General features: G+C 71.0%; 15 protein-coding genes. 7 read left to right on the top strand and 8 right to left on the bottom strand.

Annotated features, from left to right (window positions below; all coding sequences use genetic code 11):
- The first annotated feature begins 41 nt into the window (after positions 1–41).
- The gene (gene valS, locus ACFYTT_RS17935) at positions 42–2,606 is read left to right on the top strand and encodes a valine--tRNA ligase (RefSeq protein WP_387260420.1); all 2,565 of its coding nucleotides are present in this window, start codon (positions 42–44) and stop codon (positions 2,604–2,606) included.
- 150 nt (positions 2,607–2,756) lie between these two features.
- Here the strand turns inward: valS and ACFYTT_RS17930 are convergent, their stop codons facing one another.
- The 4 genes from ACFYTT_RS17930 to ACFYTT_RS17915 are packed head-to-tail and all read right to left on the bottom strand — an operon-like array spanning position 2,757 to position 6,205.
- Positions 2,757–3,467, bottom strand: coding sequence for an ABC transporter permease (locus ACFYTT_RS17930; RefSeq protein WP_131053875.1), 711 nt, complete (start codon positions 3,465–3,467; stop codon positions 2,757–2,759).
- Complete coding sequence (locus ACFYTT_RS17925) at positions 3,467–4,420, bottom strand: ABC transporter ATP-binding protein (RefSeq protein ID WP_176095189.1); 954 nt, start codon at positions 4,418–4,420, stop codon at positions 3,467–3,469. Before ACFYTT_RS17925 ends, ACFYTT_RS17930 begins: the two co-directional genes overlap by 1 nt.
- A complete protein-coding gene (locus ACFYTT_RS17920) occupies positions 4,417–5,298 on the bottom strand; it encodes an ABC transporter permease (RefSeq protein WP_131053877.1) in 882 nt (293 codons plus the stop codon). The genes ACFYTT_RS17925 and ACFYTT_RS17920 overlap by 4 nt, the downstream gene beginning before the upstream one ends.
- Entirely contained in the window at positions 5,291–6,205 is a 915-nt protein-coding gene (locus ACFYTT_RS17915) for an ABC transporter ATP-binding protein (protein WP_131053878.1), read from the bottom strand. Before ACFYTT_RS17915 ends, ACFYTT_RS17920 begins: the two co-directional genes overlap by 8 nt.
- Before the next feature lie 263 nt (positions 6,206–6,468).
- Here ACFYTT_RS17915 and ACFYTT_RS17910 point away from each other — a divergent pair, with 263 nt between their 5' ends.
- From ACFYTT_RS17910 to galT, 4 genes are all read left to right on the top strand, one after another.
- Positions 6,469–8,028, top strand: coding sequence for a glycosyltransferase family 2 protein (locus ACFYTT_RS17910; protein ID WP_131053879.1), 1,560 nt, complete (start codon positions 6,469–6,471; stop codon positions 8,026–8,028).
- 107 nt (positions 8,029–8,135) lie between these two features.
- Complete coding sequence (gene cysC, locus ACFYTT_RS17905) at positions 8,136–9,665, top strand: adenylyl-sulfate kinase (RefSeq protein WP_131053880.1); 1,530 nt, start codon at positions 8,136–8,138, stop codon at positions 9,663–9,665.
- A gap of 92 nt (positions 9,666–9,757) precedes the next feature.
- Positions 9,758–10,546, top strand: a complete 789-nt coding sequence (locus ACFYTT_RS17900) for a DeoR/GlpR family DNA-binding transcription regulator (protein ID WP_131053881.1) — start codon at positions 9,758–9,760, stop codon at positions 10,544–10,546.
- Positions 10,543–11,619 carry a galactose-1-phosphate uridylyltransferase gene (galT, locus tag ACFYTT_RS17895; protein WP_131053882.1) on the top strand — a complete coding sequence of 359 codons (1,077 nt, stop codon included), beginning with the start codon at positions 10,543–10,545 and terminating at the stop codon, positions 11,617–11,619. The genes ACFYTT_RS17900 and galT overlap by 4 nt, the downstream gene beginning before the upstream one ends.
- Positions 11,620–11,983: 364 nt before the next feature.
- On the opposite strand, the gene ACFYTT_RS17890 is transcribed toward galT, so the two are convergent.
- Together ACFYTT_RS17890 and ACFYTT_RS17885 are read right to left on the bottom strand one after the other, a co-directional pair.
- On the bottom strand, positions 11,984–13,201 hold the full coding sequence (locus ACFYTT_RS17890) for an NADP-dependent isocitrate dehydrogenase (protein ID WP_131053261.1): 1,218 nt from the start codon (positions 13,199–13,201) through the stop codon (positions 11,984–11,986).
- Between the two features lie 165 nt (positions 13,202–13,366).
- Positions 13,367–13,765, bottom strand: coding sequence for a VOC family protein (locus ACFYTT_RS17885; protein WP_387260412.1), 399 nt, complete (start codon positions 13,763–13,765; stop codon positions 13,367–13,369).
- An 82-nt stretch (positions 13,766–13,847) separates the two neighbouring features.
- Here ACFYTT_RS17885 and ACFYTT_RS17880 point away from each other — a divergent pair, with 82 nt between their 5' ends.
- Positions 13,848–14,615, top strand: a complete 768-nt coding sequence (locus tag ACFYTT_RS17880; protein WP_387260409.1) for a TetR/AcrR family transcriptional regulator — start codon at positions 13,848–13,850, stop codon at positions 14,613–14,615.
- A gap of 123 nt (positions 14,616–14,738) precedes the next feature.
- Here the strand turns inward: ACFYTT_RS17880 and ACFYTT_RS17875 are convergent, their stop codons facing one another.
- Positions 14,739–15,689: a malate dehydrogenase gene (locus ACFYTT_RS17875; protein WP_131053264.1), complete on the bottom strand. Its 951-nt coding sequence runs from the start codon at positions 15,687–15,689 to the stop codon at positions 14,739–14,741.
- Between the two features lie 99 nt (positions 15,690–15,788).
- Positions 15,789–16,649 carry a bifunctional methylenetetrahydrofolate dehydrogenase/methenyltetrahydrofolate cyclohydrolase gene (locus tag ACFYTT_RS17870; protein ID WP_131053265.1) on the bottom strand — a complete coding sequence of 287 codons (861 nt, stop codon included), beginning with the start codon at positions 16,647–16,649 and terminating at the stop codon, positions 15,789–15,791.
- A 433-nt stretch (positions 16,650–17,082) separates the two neighbouring features.
- On the opposite strand from ACFYTT_RS17870, the gene ACFYTT_RS17865 reads away from it, so the two are divergent.
- Positions 17,083–18,684 (top strand): ABC transporter substrate-binding protein, encoded by a 1,602-nt coding sequence (locus ACFYTT_RS17865; protein WP_387260406.1) that lies wholly within the window; start codon positions 17,083–17,085, stop codon positions 18,682–18,684.
- The last annotated feature ends 38 nt before the right edge of the window (positions 18,685–18,722 follow it).

Genomic DNA, 18,722 nt, shown 5'->3' with positions numbered 1-18,722 from the left:
TCCGGTGACCGCCCCCCTGGTCCCCCGCCTACGATCGACGGATGACTGATACGGCGAGGACGGCCCGCACCGGCGTCCCCGAGCGTCCGACCCTGGACGGACTCGAGGAGACCTGGTCGCGCCGCTGGCAGGAGGAGGGCACGTACACGTTCGACCGCACGAAGGAGCGGTCGGACGTGTACGCGATCGACACCCCGCCGCCGACCGTATCCGGCGAGCTGCACATGGGGCACGTCTTCTCGTACACCCACACCGACCTGGTCGCCCGCTTCCAGCGGATGCGGGGGCGGACGGTCTTCTACCCGATCGGATGGGACGACAACGGACTGCCCACCGAGCGACGGGTGCAGAACGTCCACGGCGTGCGCTGCGACCCGAGCCTGCCGTACGACCCGCAGTGGCAGGCACCGCAGGCGCCGGTGGACGACGCCGCCCGCAAGGACCCGACCCCGATCTCCCGACGCAACTTCATCGAGTTGTGCGAGCGGCTGACCGTCTCCGACGAGCAGGTGTTCGAGGCGTTGTGGCGGCGGCTGGGGCTCTCGGTGGACTGGTCGCTGATGTACACCACGATCGGTCCGGCGGCCCGGGCCACCTCGCAGCGGGCCTTCCTGCGCAACCTGGCCCGGGGCGAGGCGTATCAGGCGGAGGCGCCGACGCTGTGGGACGTCGGTTTCGCCACCGCCGTGGCCCAGGCCGAACTGGAGGACCGGGAGCGCCCCGGCGCGTACCACCGGCTGCGGTTCCACGGGCCGGACGGGCGCGAGGTGCTGATCGACACCACCCGCCCGGAGCTGCTGCCGGCCTGCGTCGCGCTGGTCTGCCACCCGGACGACGAGCGGTACGCCGACCTGGTCGGCACGGTGGTGCGTACCCCCGTCTTCGGGGTGGAGGTGCCGGTGCGCGCGCACACGCTGGCGGACCCGGCCAAGGGCACCGGCGTCGCGATGGTCTGCACGTTCGGTGACCTGACCGACGTGACCTGGTGGCGGGAACTGGACCTGGAGACCCGGGTGGTGATCGGCCGCGACGGACGGCTGCTGCCGGAGCCACCGTCCGGGGTGCCCGGCGGCCCGTACGCGGAGTTGGCCGGGCAGACCGTGAACGGAGCCCGGCGTCGTCTGGTGGAGTTGCTCGCCGACGCGGGTGACCTGGTCGGCGACGTGCGACCGATCACGCATCCGGTGAAGTTCTACGAGCGGGGCGACCGGCCGCTGGAGATCGTCTCGACCCGGCAGTGGTATCTGCGCAACGGTGGCCGCGACGCCGACCTGCGCGAGGTGCTGCTGGCCCGGGGGCGGGAGATGCGCTGGGTGCCGGAGCACATGCGGCACCGCTACGAACACTGGGTGAGCGGCCTGACCGGCGACTGGCTGGTCAGCCGACAGCGATTCTTCGGCGTGCCGGTGCCGGTGTGGTACCGGCTCGACGACGTTGGCGAGCCGGACTGGTCCCACCCTCTCACGCCGGAGGACTCCGCGCTGCCGATCGACCCGTCCGAGGACGCCCCGCCGGGTTACGACGAGTCGCAGCGCGGCGTGCCGGGCGGATTCGTCGGCGATCCGGACGTGCTGGACACCTGGGCCACCTCGTCGTTGACCCCGCAGCTCGCCGGCGGCTGGGAACGTGACCCGGAACTGTTCCGGAAGATCTTCCCGATGGACCTGCGCCCGCAGGGCCAGGAGATCATCCGGACCTGGCTCTTCGCCACCGTGGTCCGGGCCCACCTGGAGCACGGCACGCTGCCCTGGCACACCGCCGAGTTGTCCGGCTGGATCCTCGACCCGGACCGCAAGAAGATGTCCAAGTCCAAGGGGAACGTGGTGACCCCGATGGCGTTGCTGGAGCAGCACGGCTCCGACGCGGTGCGCTACTGGTCGGCCAACGGCCGGCCCGGCACCGACCTGGCGTTCGACCCGGCACAGATCAAGGTCGGGCGGCGGCTCGCCACCAAGCTGCTCAACGCGTCGCGGTTCGCGCTCGGGCTCGGTGCCGCCGATGCCCTGCGCGCCCCGGCGACCACCCCGCTGGACCGGGCGGTACTGGCCGAACTGGCGTCAGTGGTGGCGGCGTCGACCACCGCGTTCGAGGCGTACGACCACACGGCCGCGTTGCAGGCCGCCGAGTCGTTCTTCTGGCGGTTCTGCGACGACTACATCGAGTTGGTGAAGGAACGCGCCTACGGCACCGGTGCCGGGGCGGACTCGGCCCGGGCGACGCTGGCCACCGCGCTCTCCGTGCAGCTCCGGTTGTTCGCGCCGGTGCTGCCGTACGCGACCGAGGAGGTGTGGTCCTGGTGGCGCTACGGGTCGGTGCACCGGTCGCCGTGGCCCACCACGTACGAGGTGAACCGGGCAGTCCAGGGCGAGGGTGATCCCGCGCTGCTGCGGTTGGCCTCCGACGCGTTGGGGCAGGTCCGACGGGCCAAGTCGGAGCGGAAACTGTCGATGAGGGCGGAGGTGCCGCTGGCCGAGGCGCTCGGTCCGGCGGCCCTGCTCGACCAGCTCACCGAGGTCGCCGACGACCTGCGGGCGGCGGGCCGGATCGGCAAACTCGACCTGCTGCCGGACCGCACCACCGAACTCGTCATCGCCTGCGCCTTCTAGCGCTCGGGTGAAAGGAAGGGCACCTTGTTAACGCCTGGTGCATAGGAAGGGCCCCCTGCTAACAACCGGCCGGCACGAGCCCGTCGGAACCGTTAACAGGGGGCCCTTCCTATACCGGAGGCGTTAACAAGGTGCCCTTCCTTGCATCCCTCAGCTGGTTTCGCCGGCCACCGAGAAGGACCGTAGGCGGTCGATGGCGAGCAGCGTGAAGCCGACGCTGACCAGTACCATCATCACCGCCGCCACCGGCACGGAGACCGTCGTGTTGAGCAGCTCGGTCGGGGCCAGCCTGTCGGCGACGGCGATCACGTAGTGCTGGATGGACAGCACCCGGGTGCCGGTCACCACGTTGCTGAGCAGCCCTTCCCAGATCAGCACGTAGACCAGGCCGAGCAGCACCGGCCGCCGGGTGAGCAGGCTGCTCGCCACGAACAGGGCCGAGTAGGCCAGCGCACCGGCCGTCGCGGCGACGGCGAGCGCCAGACCGAGGCGGACCGAGTCGGCCAGCAGACCGGCGACGAAGAGCGGCACCGCCACGGTGACGGCGGTGGCACCGGCCGCCACCGCCAGCTTGGGCAGGACGATCTGCCAGCGCGGCAGTGGCGTGGTGAGCACGTGCACCACCGTGCCGTCGTCGATCTCGGCACCGAGCACGCCGGTGCCGACGATGAGCGCGATCACCGGCAGCACCACGGCCAGGCCGAGGCCGACCAGGACCGGCGGTCCCCAGTCGGTGGGCTTCACCCCCAGACCACGGGAGAGTACGGCCAGCACCACCAGCAGGATGGGCAACGGCAGCAGCAACAGGAACCGGCGGCGACCGAACAGCCCGCGCGCGGTGATCCAGGAGACAGTGGACATCAGGCCTCCACCAGGTAGGAGAAGACGCTCTCCAGGGATTCGTCCTCGGGCACGAGCTGGCTGACGCGTACGCCCCGGGCCAGCGCCACCTTCGGCAGCGCCCGGGTGAACGAGCCGTAGTCGCCGGCGCGTACGGTCAGCCCGTTGCGGCCCAGCTCGACGCCGCTGACCGAGGGTTCGGCCATCAGCGCGACGGCCAGCGCCCGGTCGTCGGTGGAGCGGATCGCGAAGACGTGCGGCCGGTTGGTCATCAGTCGGCGGATGGTGCGGAAGTCACCGGAGGCGGCGAGCCGGCCGGCGACCATCACCTGCACGGTGCCGGAGACCTGCTCGACCTCCTCCAGAATGTGCGAGCTGAACAGGATGGTGCGGCCCGCGTCGCCGAGCGAGTGCAGCAGCTCCATCATGTGCAGCCGCTGGCGCGGGTCCATGCCGTTGAACGGCTCGTCGAGCAGCAGCACCTGCGGTTCGTGCACCAGCGCCGCCGCCACCCGGGCCCGCTGCCGCATGCCCTTGGAGTACGTGCCGATCCGGCGGTCCTGTGCGCTCTCCAACTCGACGAGGGCGATCGCCCGGCGGGCCGCCTCCTTCGGGTCGGGCAGCTTGTGCATCCTGGCGGTGGCGAGCACGAACTCGTACGCGGTGAGGAACGAGTGCACCGCCTCCCGCTCGCTGACCAGCCCGAGCCGGCGGTACACCTCGGGGTTGCGCCAGGTGGGCCGCCCGTCGAGGGTGACCGCGCCCCGCGACGGGGCGAGGAATCCGGCCATCATGTGCAGCAGCGTGGTCTTGCCGGCCCCGTTCGGTCCGAGCAGACCGGTCACCCCGGGGCCGAGGGACATGCTGACGTCGTTGACCGCGACCACGTTGCCGTACCAGCGGGAGACCCCGGCCAGGTCGAGGCTGCTGGTGGCGGTGGCCGTCGGCGCGGCGGCGGAGGAGGTCGTGGTCATCGTGCGGCCACCTTCCGGTAGCGGGCCAGCAGCAGGGCGACGCAGCCGGCCACGAGCGCGACGGCGGCCACGGCGTACAGCGGGCCGAACGGGCCGAGGTCGGGCACGAAGGCGTCCTGGTCGGTGATCAGCAGGTCGCGCAGTGTCCAGACGCCGACGCCCTGCACCAGGGTGGACGGCGAGGCGAGACCGGAGAGCTGGTTGGCCGCCTGTGAGGGCAGGATCGACATGGTGCCGACGATCGGCGTGGTCATCAGGAAGACCGCGACGATGCCACCGGCGGCGAAGGCCCGCTTGCCGGTCAGCGAGGCGACCAGCAGGCCGATCGAGGCGAAGACCGCCGCCCAGAGCCCGGCGTAGAGCAGCCCGCCGGTCAGGTCCACGAACTCGTCCCAGACCGCTCCGGGACCGTCCAGCGTGAACGCGCCGCCGAGGAACATGAACAGCTGCGGCGCACCGAGCAGCAGCCAGAGCGAAGTGACCAGGGCGAGCAGCTTGGCCAGCGGGTAGTCGGCGCGGGGCAGCGGCCGGGAGAAGTACAGCGGCAGCACACCGCTGCGCAGGTCCCGCGAGACCAGTTCGGGCGCGGCCACCGCGACGAAGAACAGGACCAGCCAGCTCATGTTGTCGGCGAACTGGGCGTACGTCATCACGACCTCGCCGAACTGGGCGCGGATCGCGGTGGCGGCGACGGCCACCATGAGCACGATGCCGACCACCAGCCAGGGGAAGATCTTCGCCTTGGCGCTGCGCCCCAGACCGAAGGCGGTGCGTACGCCGTGCAGGTAGAGCGATCCGAAGACGTACCGGCGGCCGAGCCGGGGACCGGTGTACCGCTGGTAGCCGATGTCGTGGATGACGCCGGTCGGCTCAGGCATGGGTGCTCTCCCTCCGGGAGAAGAGTTCGGAGACCCGGTGTCGGCGCTGGTCCAACCGGTGCAGCGGCAGGTCCAGCTCGGCCACCGCTCCGAGGATCAGGTCGTAGGTGCCGTCGTCGGCGAGCGGGACCAGGAGCAGTTGCCCCTCCCGGTTCACCGGCAGGTCGAGCGCGGTCAGCCGGGTCGCCAGCTCGTCGGTGCCCTCGCTGACCTCGACGGCGAGCACGTCGAGGGCCGTGGTCATCGCGGCGATGTGGTCGGCGCGCAGCAGCCGCCCGCCGTCGATCGCGACCAGCGTGTCGCAGATCCGCTCGACCTCGCCGAGCAGGTGGGAGCAGACCAGCACGGAGATGCCGAACTCGGTGCCGATCCGGTGCACCAGGGCCAGCATCGCGTCCCGGCCGGCCGGGTCGAGACCGTTGGTGGGCTCGTCGAGAAGCAGCAGGTCGGGGTCGTGCACCAGCGCCTGGGCCAGCTTGACCCGCTGCTTCATGCCGGTGGAGTAGCCGCCGACCGGGCGGTGTCGCTCCTCGTGCAGCCCGACGTGGCGCAGCGCCTCGGAGGCACGTTCCCGCGCGACCGTCTTCGGCAGGCCGCTGATCCGCCCGAGGTGGGTGACCAGTTCGGCGCCGGACAGGTCGGGTGGCAGGCAGTCGTGCTCCGGCATGTAGCCGACCCGGGCGCGTACCGCCGTGGGATCGGTGGTGGGGTCGAGGCCGAGTACGCGTACCTGGCCACTGGTCGGGGCGAGCAGGCCGAGCAGGAGCTTGATCAGCGTCGACTTGCCGGCGCCGTTGGCGCCGACCAGCCCGACTATTCCTGGCTCCACCGCTACCGTCAGCTCGGACAGTGCGGTGACCCCGCCGCCGTAGACCTTCGTCAACGACTCGGTTGCGATCAGTGTCACGTCGACAGCCTAGAGAGGGTCGGCAATGTTCCGGACCCCGGTGAGGGCCCCTGTTTCCCCTGATCCTCCCCGGGTGGCCGCCCCCTAGGGTGAGGCGTCCCGGACCTGGGCCGGCATCCCCGCCACCACCGGCACGCCGGAGTCGGTTGCGTACGCCGGGCCGGAAGAGGAGGATTCGACCCCGCACACTCAGTGATCGCGGCATTTGGTACACCATGGAGCATGCGACACGACAACCGGCGGAAGTGGCGGGCAGGAGGACGATGACGGCTGGCGGGCCCAAGGTGAGCGTGGTGGTGCCGGCGTACAACGCGGCCGGGACCATCCAGACGCTCGTCGACTCCCTGCTGCGGCAGTCCATGCCGGCGGCGGAGTTCGAGGTGATCTTCATCGACGACGGTTCGACCGACGACACCGGGGCCCTGCTGGACAAGCTGGCCGCCGCGCACCCGCACATCCAGGTGCTGCACACCGAGAACGCCGGTTGGCCGTCGCGTCCGCGCAACCTCGGGATCGCCCGGGCCCGCGGGGAGTACGTCCAGTTCGTCGACGACGACGACTGGCTCGCCGACGAGGCCCTGGAGCGGCTCCACGCGTACGCGGTGCGGCACGACGCGGACATCGCGATCGGCAGGATGGTCGGTCACGGTCGGACCGTGCCCCGGGAGCTGTTCCGCGTCGACCGCCCCGACGCCACGCTCCACGACGCCCCGCTCATCGACAGCATGACCTGCCACAAGATGTTCCGGCGGGCCTTCCTGCTGGAGCACGACCTGCGGTTCCCGGAGGACCGGAGACGTCTGGAGGACCACCATCTGGTGACCCGGGCGTACCTGCTCGCCCGCCGCGTCAGCGTGCTCTCCGGCTACACCTGCTACCACCACGCCAAACGGACCGACGGCGGCAACCTGACCGCCAGCCGACTCGATCCGGCCGAGTACTTCGACAGTCTGCGCGCCGTGCTGGACATCGTCGACGCGCACGTGCCGCCGGGTCCGCAGCGCGACCGGCTGCACCGGCGGTGGCTACGCAACGAGATGCTCGCCCGGCTGCGCGGCAAGCGGCTGCGGGACGCGCCACGGGACTGGGCCGACCAGGTCGTCGACGAGGTCGGCAGGACGATCCGGGAACGGTTCGCGCCGGGGGTCGCCGCCGCGCTGCCAGCGCTGCAACGGACCGTCACCGCGCTCGCCGCCGAGGGCCGCGTCGAGGACCTGCACCGCCTGGCCGAGTGGGAGGCGGGCGTCCGCGGCGTCGTCCGCCTGACCGGGTACGAACTGACCGGCTCGACGCTCGTCGTCACCCTGACCGGTCAGCTACGGACCGGCGACGGGCCGATCACGTTCACCCACGTCGACGGGCGGGACCTGCTCGTCGTACCGGTCGAGGAGATCCCCACCGACCTGCTCGACTGCACCGAGGAGCTGCGGCACGGCCGGCTGGACGTCCTCGCCCGGAGCGCCCGGGACGGCACTGAGTCCTTCCTGCCGGTGAGCTTCGAGGTGAAGCGCGTCACCGTTCCCGCAGGTGGCCTGCGCGTGGTCTACCGGGGCACGGCGACGGTCGACGTCGACACGCTCGACGGCGGTCCGGACCCGGGTGACTGGGCACTGAAGGCCCGGGTGTCCAGCTTCGGCTGGACCAAGGACGCGAAGGTGCCGCTGGCGTTGTCGGTCGGGGCCGACGGCCCGGTGGTGGTGGACAAGCGCCCGAGCCCGACTCCCCCGCCACCGCCGGAGAAGGTCGGCCTGTGGCGACGGGTGCAGCGGACGTTCGGCCGCCGTCCCGGCGCGACCGGGCCCGGCGCGGTCGGCGCCACCTGACCCTCGGACGGCCGCCGGGGCCGGTGGGGCCGTGGAAGGAGTGGCGCTCTCGACCGATCGGCGACCGGCTGCGAAACTGTGTGCCGGTCGCCGGAGTTGGGGGTCTGATGAGCAACGGGTGGGTGCTGCCCGACGAGGTGCTGCGGGACGCGCCGACGTACACGCCGCGTCCCGGCGAGCTCGCGGATCTGGAGTTGTTGCTCACTGGTGCGTACGCGCCGCTGACCGGCTTCATGACCCGGGCCGACCTGGTCTCCGTCAGCCGCCGTGGTCGGCTCGTCGACGGCGCACCGTGGCCGGTCGCGGTGACCCTCCAGGTGCCCACGACGCTGGTCCAGGGGCTCGACCTGCACGATCCGGAGCGCCGCACGGTGGTGCTCGCCGACGGTGAGGGAGCGCCGGTGGCGGCGCTGGAGGTGGCCGACGCCTGGCAGGTCCGTGACGGCGTGGCCGGCGTCGGCGGCACGGTCCGCCGGCTCGGCGACGGCGGGCAGGGCCCGTTCCAGCGGCTGCGCCGCCCGCCCGAGGAGATCCGGGCCATGCTGCCGCCCGGCCGGGTGCTCGGTGTGGTCGCCGACCGGCCGCTGCACCGCCCGCAACTGGCCCAGATCGCGCACGCCGTCCGGACACTCAGCGCCCACCTGTTGATCATGATTCCGGTGGGCGAGGAGGGCACCGGGGGCATGCCGCCGGAGGCGCTGGTGCGCGGCGTCTTCGCCGCCCGCGACCGGATGCCGCCGGCCACCCTGGTCGCGGTGCCGTTCTCCCGGAGGAGGGACGAGATCAGCGACGCCCTGCTGCGGGCCCGGGTGTCCGCCGCGTACGGCGTCACCCACCTGCTCTCCACCGGTGAGATGCTCTCCGGCGCCGGGCTGCGGGTGCTGGTGCCCCGGGAGCTCGCGTACGACAACCGCGACGGCCAGTGGCGCTGGCGCGAGGACATCCCGCCGCGCAACCGCCGGTTGGCGCTGACCCAGTCCGAGGTCGACGATCTGCTGGACCGGGGTTTCCCGTTGCCCGAGTGGCACACCCCGCCCGCGGTGGCGAAGGAGTTGACGCGGGCCCGGCCGCCCCGGCGGCATCGTGGGCTGGTGGTCTTCCTCACCGGGCTCTCCGGTTCGGGCAAGTCGACGGTCGCCCGGGGGCTCGCCGACACGCTGCGCGAGCAGGGCGAGCGTACGGTGACGCTGCTCGACGGCGACGTGGTGCGCCGCGAGCTGACCGCCGGGCTGGGCTTCAGCAGGGCCGACCGGGACACGAACGTGCGCCGGATCGGCTGGGTGGCCGCCGAGATCGCCCGGCACCGGGGCATCGCCATCTGCTGCCCGATCGCCCCGTACGCCCAGGCCCGGGCGACCGCCCGGGAGATGGCCACGGCGGCGGGCGCCGGTTTCGTCCTGGTGCACGTGGCCACGCCGTTGGAGGTGTGCGAGCAGCGCGACCGCAAGGGCCTGTACGCGCGGGCGCGGGCAGGTCTGCTCACCGGCATGACCGGCATCGACGACCCGTACGAGGAACCGACCGACGCCGATCTGGTGCTCGACACCACGGATCTCGCGGTGGAGAACGCCGTGCACGCGGTCCTGCACCAGCTCACCGAGACCGGCTGGGTCGAGCCGCCGCGTCCCGCGCTCTGACCCGGGGATCGTCCCTTCCGGGAGGTTGCCGACCCGCGCTATGTTTGCCCATGTTCGAAGATGTTCGTTGACGTGGGGCGCGGAGGGTGCCGATGCTCGCCCAACAACGCCAGGCGGCGATCCTGGACCGGGTCCGGGCGACCGGCGGGGTCCGCGTCGGTGAGCTGGCCGTCGAGTTCGGTGTCTCCGACATGACCATCCGGCGCGACCTGGACCTGCTGCACGAGCGCGGCCTGCTGGCCAAGGTACACGGCGGGGCCACCGTCGCCGGCTCCACCGACGAGCCCGGCTTCCAGGCCAAGTCGGTGCGCCAACAGGTCGAGAAGGCCGCCATCGCGGCCCGCGCGGCACGACTCGTGCATCCCGGCGCGGCGATCGCGCTCTCCGCCGGCACCACCACCGCCGAGTTGGCCCGACGACTGGTCGACGTGCCGTCCCTGACCGTGGTGACCAACTCGCTGCCGGTCGCCGACATCCTGCACGACCAGGGCCGGGACGACCAGACGGTGGTGCTCACCGGCGGCGTGCGGACGCCGTCGGACGCGCTGGTCGGACCGCTGGCCGTGGCGGCCGTCCGGTCCCTGCACCTGGACCTGCTCTTCCTCGGCGTCCACGGGGTCACCGACCGGGCCGGTTTCACCACGCCGAACCTGATGGAGGCGGAAACCAACCGCGCCCTGGTGGCCGCCGCCGATCGGCTCGTGGTGCTCGCCGACCACACCAAGTGGGGCACGGTCGGCCTCTCCGCCATCGCCCCGTTGTCGGACGCGCACGTGCTGGTCACCGACGACCGGCTGGCTCCGGAGGCCCGCCGGCTGCTCGCCGACCGGGTCGGTGAGCTGCTCGTGGTGCCGGCGACCGGACCAGGAGGGCCGCGATGAGGCGTACCGCGATCAGGCTGGCCGACGGCCGCGAACTGATCTACTTCGACGAACGGGACGACGGCGTCCGGGACCATCCGGACCGGCGCGACCTGCCCCCTCCCCCACCCGCCTCCCAGCTCCGCTACGACCCGCTCACCGACGAGTGGGTGGCGCTGGCGGTGCACCGGCAGACGCGCATCTTCCTGCCGTCGGCCGACCAGTGCCCGCTCTGTCCCTCGACCGACGAGTGGTCCAGCGAGATCCCGGCGCCCGACTACGACGTGGCGGTCTTCGAGAACCGCTTCCCGGCCCTGAGCGGCAACGTGGTCGACGAGCCCACCGAGATGACGCCGTTCACGGCGGTCCGGCCCGGGCAGGGGCGCTGCGAGGTGGTCTGTTTCACCGACGACCACCATGGCTCTTTCGCCGGCCTACCGCCGCGCCGGGTCCGTACCGTGCTCGACGCGCTGGCCGACCGGACCGCCGCGCTGGGCGAGTTGCCCGGAGTGGAGCAGGTGTTCTGCTTCGAGAACCGGGGGGTGGAGATCGGCGTGACCCTGCACCACCCGCACGGGCAGATCTACGCGTTCCCGTTCGTCACGCCGCGTACCCGGTCGCTGTTGGGCGCGGCCCGCCGGCACGCGGAGCGCACCGGAGGCCGGAACCTCTACGCCGACGTGCTCGCCGCCGAACGTGCGGCCGGCGAGCGGGTGGTCGCCGCCAACGACCACTGGACGGCGTACGTCCCGGCCGCTGCCCGCTGGCCGTTCGAGGTGCACCTCGCCCCGCACCGGCCGGTGCCCGACATCCCGGCGTTGGATGAGGCCGAGCGGGACGCCTTCGGCCCGCTCTACCTGGACCTGCTGCGCCGCTTCGACGGCCTGTTCGACGCGCCGATGCCGTACATCGCCGCCTGGCACCAGGCGCCGGTACGCGTGGACCGCGAGCTGGGTCACCTGCATCTGCAACTGTTCAGCGTGAAGCGGGCTGCGGACAAGTTGAAGTACCTGGCCGGTACGGAGTCCGCGATGGGCGTGTTCAGCAACGACATCGCCCCCGAGCAGGCCGCCGCCCGGCTCCGCGCCGTCTGAGTCGACCGCGACGTGCGCGGGACCTGCTGCGGTGACGCGTCGGGGCGGAGAGCAGGGCGCGGGGGGCCCGGGACAGGGCCCCCCGCGGGGAAGGGACGGCTGGCTGTCGGTGACAGCCGAGGAAGGCTGGCTGCTGGGCACGCGTGCCGCGCGGCGGCGACGGTCAACCTTCCAGGACGGGACTGGCATCTCGTCCACCCTGGTCAACGAGGCGCGCCGGAGCGGGTGACGCCGCACGGCGTGTCCGCCCGCGCCGCGCCGCCGGAGCCCGCGAGCCCGTCACAGGAGCCCGTCGGCGAGCCCGCCGCAGAGAGCCGCGAGCCCACCGGCGGTCGGCCGGCGGGCTCGCGGATACGGACGGAACTCAGGCGGCCAGGCGGCGGGCCAGGTTCTCGTCGAGCGTGTTCATGAACTCGTCGGTGGTCTGCCACGGGGCGTCCCGCGAGATGAGCAGCGCGAGGTCCTTGGTCATCTGCCCGCTCTCGACCGTGGAGACGATGACCTCCTCCAGGGTGTTGGCGAACTCGGTGACCGCCGGGGTGCCGTCCAGCTTGCCCCGGTGGGCCAGGCCCCGGGTCCAGGCGTAGATCGAGGCGATCGGGTTGGTGGAGGTCTTCTCGCCCTTCTGCCACTGCCGGTAGTGCCGGGTGACGGTGCCGTGCGCGGCCTCGGCCTCGACGGTGCGGCCGTCGGGCGAGAGCAGCACGGAGGTCATCAGACCGAGCGAGCCGAAGCCCTGCGCGACGGTGTCCGACTGCACGTCACCGTCGTAGTTCTTGCACGCCCAGACGTAGCCGCCCTCCCACTTGAGCGCGGCGGCGACCATGTCGTCGATGAGCCGGTGCTCGTAGGTGAGGCCTGCGGCGTCGAACTCCGCCTTGAACTCGTTCTCGAACACCTCGGCGAAGATGTCCTTGAACCGGCCGTCGTACGCCTTGAGGATCGTGTTCTTGGTGGACATGTAGACCGGGTAGCCGCGGTCCAGGCCGTAGCGGAACGAGGCCCGCGCGAAGTCCCGGATCGAGTCGTCGTAGTTGTACATGCCCATGGCGATACCGCCGCCCGGGAAGTTGGCGATCTCCATCTCGACCGGGTCCGACCCGTCGGCCGGGGTGTAGGTGATGGTGACCGTACCCGGGCCGGGGACCACGAAGTCGGTGGCGCGGTACTGGTCGCCGTGGGCGTGCCGGCCGATGATGATCGGCTTGGTCCAGCCCGGGACGAGCCGCGGCACGTTGGACATGATGATCGGCTCGCGGAAGACGACGCCGCCGAGGATGTTGCGGATGGTGCCGTTCGGCGACCGCCACATCTTCTTCAGCCCGAACTCCTCCACCCGGGCCTCGTCCGGGGTGATCGTGGCGCACTTGACGCCGACGCCGTGCTCCTTGATGGCGTTCGCGGCGTCGACGGTCACCTGGTCGTCGGTGGCGTCACGGTGCTGGATCGACAGGTCGTAGTAGTGCAGGTCGACGTCGAGGTAGGGCAGGATCAGCTGTTCGCGGATCTGCTTCCAGATGATCCGGGTCATCTCGTCGCCGTCGAGCTCCACGACCGGGTTGTTTACCTTGATCTTCGCCATCGGCCGGCGCTCCTCTCAGGGGACACATGCTCAAGCAGTACGAGCGTACTGGATCCGCCCCGAGCGGAAACATCGCGGCCACCCGTTCGCCGACGGGCAGGTGCCGGACGCGGCCTCCGGGCCCGACGGGAGTTACCCCGCCAGACCCGGCGCATGCGCGGTGGATCAGTCGGCCTGCTCGGTGCCGTGCAGCCACTGGACCACCTGCAGGATCACCCCGTTGGGGTCGGTGACCTGGAAGAACCGCTCCCCCCAGGGCTCGGTCTGCAACTCGGTGACGATCGGCACACCGGCGGCCTGCAGGCGGGCGTACTCGGCGTCGATGTCGTCCACCACGAAGACGACGAGCAGGCCCTCGGCCCGCTGATCCTTCAGGCTCGGGGGCTGGAGGCTGGCCAGGCCCGTACGCAGGAAGATCAGGTTGAAGCCGACCCCGTCCCGGGCGAGCGAGACGAACCCGTCGGCCGACATCTCCTCCCGGAACCCGAAGTGCTGCTTGACGAACTCGGCCGACGTCGTCACGTCCTCGACGTTGAGCGAGATGGCCGAACCGGTGATCTGCATGCGCTCTCCCACCTTGCGGAAACTTACTCCGTACATTGTACATCGTACTGCGTACAGAGATTTGGCCTGCAAAGATCGGAGAGTGCCCGACCATCACACCGGAGGCGGCGATCCCGCCCACACGCTGCGCCTGCTCTGGCGGCAGCCCGACGCCGACCCCCCGCGCCGCGGCCCCCGCCAGGGCCGCTCGTTGGACGAGATCGTGATGGCCGCCATCGCGCTGGCCGACGCCGAGGGGCTGGACGCGGTGACCATGCGAGCGCTCGCCCAGGCCGTCGGCGTGGCACCGATGACCCTCTACACGTACGTGCCGGGCAAGGCCGAGCTGCTCGACCTGATGTTGGACGCGATCTATGCGGACATGCCCCGGCCGGACCTCTCCGACCAGCCGTGGCGGGTGCGGGTGGCGGCGCTCGCGCAGGACAACCGGGAGCTCTTCACCGCCCACCCCTGGGCCGCCGAGGTCGCCACCGGTCGCCCGCCGCTGGGGCCGGGCCTGATGGCCAAGTACGAGCACGAGCTGCGCGCCTTCGACGACACCGGCCTGGACGACGTCACCCGGGACGCCGCGTTGACCTTCGTCCTCGACTTCGTCCGGGCCGCGGCCCGCTCGGCGGCCGAGGCGCGCTCCGCCCGAGCGCAGAGCGCCTGGACCGACGAGCAGTGGTGGACAGCGAACGCCCCCCTCCTGGCCCAGGTCCTCGACGAGCAGCAATACCCCACCGCCGTACGCGTCGGCGCCGCCGCCGGCACCGCCCAGAACGCCGCCTACCACCCCGACCACGCCTACACGTTCGGCCTGACCCGCATCCTGGACGCCCTGACCACCCTCATCGACCAGTCGAGTTGATCAAGAAGTTTGCGTCTCCGGATCGCGCTTCGGAGACGCAAACCTCTTGATCAACGCGGGGTGGAGACAGTGCAGCGCCCCACGACCGGGAGAGGGCGTGGGGCGCTGGGTGGGAGGTCGGGGCTACATGTTGACGACGTCGGCCTGCTTGGCGCGGACGGCCTCGGCGGCCTCCTTGAGGCTGGCCAGCTCGTCGGCGTCCAGGTCGGTCTCGACCACCCGCTTGACGCCCTCGGCGCCGATCGCCGCCTCCACGCCCAGGTAGACACCGGAGATGCCGTACTCGCCGTCGACCCAGGCGCAGACCGGCATGACCTCGCCGGAGTCCTCGGCGACGGCCTTGGCCATCCGCGCCGCGGCGGCCGACGGGGCGTAGTACGCCGAACCGGTCTTGAGCAGGGCGACCACCTCGGCCCCACCGTTACGGGTGCGGACGACCAGGTCCTCGATCTGCTCGGCCGGCATCACCTCACGCAGCGGCTTGCCGTTCACGCTGCTCTGCGACGGCACCGGGACCATGGTGTCGCCGTGCGACCCCAGGGTCAGCGTCTTCACCGACTTCACCGGTACCTCCAGCGCCTCGGCGACGAAGTTGGAGAACCGGGCGGTGTCGAGCATGCCGGCCTGGCCGAGCACCCGGTTACGCGGGAACTGGGTGGCGATCTGGGCCAGCGCGGTCATCTCGTCCAGCGGGTTGGAGACCACGATGACGACGGCGTTCGGGGCGTACTTGGCGACGTTCTCGGCGACCTGGCGCACGATCTTCGCGTTGGTCTCCAGCAGGTCCATCCGGCTCATGCCCGGCTTGCGCGGCAGGCCGGCGGTGATGACGACGACGTCGGAGCCCTCGATGCCCTCGTAACCCTCGCCGGTCGGGCTGGTGGTGACGCCGACGACCTTGGTCTCGAAACCCTCGACCGCACGGGACTGGTTGAGGTCGAGGGCGATGCCCGCGGGCTTGCCCTCGATGATGTCGGTGATCACGACGGTGTCGAAGACGTCGTACTCGGCCAGGCGCTGCGCGGTGGTGGAGCCGTAGAATCCGGCGCCGACGACAGTGACCTTCTTACCCATGGTCGTCCCACTCCCTGCTACCAGTCGGTTTTCCGGACGGTATCAGCCATCCTGGCACCGGGCAGGGCAGGGGCGGACGGTTATGGGCCTTCCGTCACCTCAGCCGCGTTCGGCCCGCTCGACCACGTTGGTCAGCAGCATGGCGCGGGTCATCGGACCGACCCCGCCGGGCATCGGCACCACCTTGCCGGCCACCTCGAAGACCTCCGGGTCCACGTCGCCGGTGTAGCGACCCTTGCCGTCGGAGCCGATGACCCGGGTGATGCCCACGTCGACCACGACCGCGCCCGGGGTGACCATCTCGGCGGTGAGCAGGCCGGGTACGCCGGCCGCGACGATGACGATGTCGGCGGCGCGGGTGTGTGCGGCGAGGTCGAGGGTGCCGGTGTGGCAGAGCGTCACGGTGGCGTTCTCGCTGCGCCGGGTCAGCAGCAGCCCGAGCGGACGCCCGACGGTGTTGCCCCGACCCACCACCGCGACGTTGGCGCCGCGCAGCGGCACCTCGTGCCGACGGAGCAGTTCCACGATCCCGCGCGGGGTGCACGGCAGCGGCGCGTCGTAGCCGAGCACCAGCCGACCCAGGTTGACCGGGTGCAGGCCGTCGGCGTCCTTGTCCGGGTCGATCAGTTCGAGCACCCGCTGGGTGTCCAGGTGTGCCGGCAGCGGCAGCTGGACGATGTAGCCGTGGCATGCCGGGTCGGCGTTGAGCTCCGCCACGGCCCGGTCGACCTGCTCCTGGGTCGCGTCCGCCGGCAGCTCCCGCCGCAGCGAGGCGATGCCCACCTCGGCGCAGTCGCGGTGCTTGCCGTTGACGTACGCCTGGGAACCGGGGTCGCTGCCGACCAGGACCGTGCCCAGCCCCGGCACGGTCCCCCGTTCCGCCAGGGCCTTGACCCGCGTCCGCAGCTCGTCCTTGATCTCCGCCGCAGTCGCCTTGCCGTCCAGAAGCGTCGCCGTCACGACCTGATCGTCTCACGCCCACCACCGTCGCCTCTCCCGACCTGGCGGGCCGACGACGCGGACCACGAAACTACTTTCCGTAAGGTGTCGTTCCTCACTCGGAGTGACGGCTTGTGCCGCCGGCCACCACGGCTCCGGACAACGGGCGCACGAACACCCGCAACCCGACGATCGATTCGTCCGGCCCCGAGAAGGCGTCGACCACTGCGTCACGCCCCTCAACCGTCGCAAGCATCCGCGCGCCGCCGACGCTTTGGGCGGTTCGGCCTAGCACGCCGACAAGCCCTCGCCAACCTGTACGCCCTCGTTCTGTTACCCCTTCGAGACCGGCACGTTGCCGAGCCCCGGTGCACGACCTACCGTTGCCCAGCGTTGCGCAGAGTCACCTCAATGTCGGGCTCAATAGCGCAGCGTAATGAGATGAGGAGGCTCAATGCGCGTTCGTAGGCTCGCCGCCTGGACCGCCCTCCCGCTCGCGGTGACCCTGGGCCTGGTGGCCTGCGGCTCGGGCGGCAGCGGTTCCGGTGAGAGCGACCCCAACGCGGCCGTGCGGATCGAGATCGCCGAGCCGCAGCACCTGGTGCCGACCAACACCAACGAGACGAGCGGTTCCCAGGTGCTCGCCGCCCTGTTCAGCCCGCTCGTCGACTACGACGAGGCCCACAAGCCGTACGCGGTGGCGGCCGAGTCGATCACGTCCGAGGAGAACACCACCTGGACGATCACGCTGAAGGACGGCTACACGTTCCACAACGGCGAGGACGTCACCGCCGACAACTACATCGACGCCTGGAACTACGGCGCGTACGCCCCGAACGGGCAGAACTCCAGCTACTTCTTCGAGAAGATCGCCGGGTACGACGACCTCCAGGGCGAGGACCCGAAGGCCACCACGCTCAGCGGGCTGAAGAAGGTCGACGACGACACCTTCACCGTCACGCTGTCCCAGCCGTACAGCGAGTTCACCGCGATGCTCGGGTACACCGCCTTCTACCCGCTGCCGGAGGCCGCGTTCTCCGCTCCCGGCGAGCTGGCCGAGGGGTACGAGCAGGCGCCGATCGGTCAGGGTCCGTTCAAGATGAAGGGCACCTGGCAGCACGACGCCAAGGTCGAGGTCGAGCGCTACGACGCCTTCCCCGGCGAGCAGCCGAAGGTGGCCGGCGTCGAGTTCCGGATCTACCAGCAGCTCACCGCCGCGTACGCGGACGTGCTTTCGGACAACCTCGACGTGATCAAGACCATCCCGACCGAGAACCTCTCCACCGCCGCCACCGACCTGGGTGACCGGTTCCAGCAGAGTCCCGCGTCGTCGCTGCACTTCCTGGCCTTCCCCACCTTCCAGGAGGAGTACAGCAACCCGGACGTCCGCAAGGCCATCTCGATGGCGATCGACCGTGAGGAGATCACCCGGTCGATCTTCAAGGACTCGCAGCAGCCGGCCCGCTCGTTCGTCTCCCCGGTGGTCGCCGGCTACCGGGAGAACACGGTCGGCTCACCGGGCGAGTTCGACCCGACCAAGGCCAGGGCGCTGTACGAGGCCGCAGGCGGGCCGTCGCAGATCACCCTGTCGTACAACGGCGACGGTGGGCACAAGGACTGGATCGACGCCACCTGCAACCAGCTCAAGGCCAACCTGGGTGTGGACTGCGTCGGCAACGCCGAGCCGAAGTTCGCCGACCTGCTCACCAAGGTCAAGGCCAAGCAGCCGGTCGGCCTGTTCCGGATGGGCTGGATCATGGACTACCCGTCCATGGAGAACTACCTGGGCCCGCTCTACAGCTCGAACGGTTCGTCGAACTACTACGGCTACCGCAACCCGGAGTTCGACAAGCTGCTCGCCGAGGGCGCCAGCGCCCCCAGCGAGGACGAGGCGATCGAGAAGTACCAGGCGGCCGAGGACCTGCTGGCCGAGGAGATGCCGGTGGTGCCGCTGCGCTTCGGGCAGAACAACTTCGGTCACTCGACCAAGGTGAAGAACGTGGAGATGGACCTCTTCGACCGGATCGACCTCATCCAGATCGAGGCCGTCTCGTAACGACCACGGGCGCGGGTCGGGTCGAGGTGACCCGACCC

Origin of the sequence: Micromonospora sp. NPDC003816 (genome assembly GCF_042874705.1) — a bacterium.
GTDB lineage: Bacteria > Actinomycetota > Actinomycetes > Mycobacteriales > Micromonosporaceae > Micromonospora.
The sequence above is the reverse complement of the archived record's forward strand: the minus strand, read 5'-3'. Positions and strand labels throughout refer to the sequence as shown.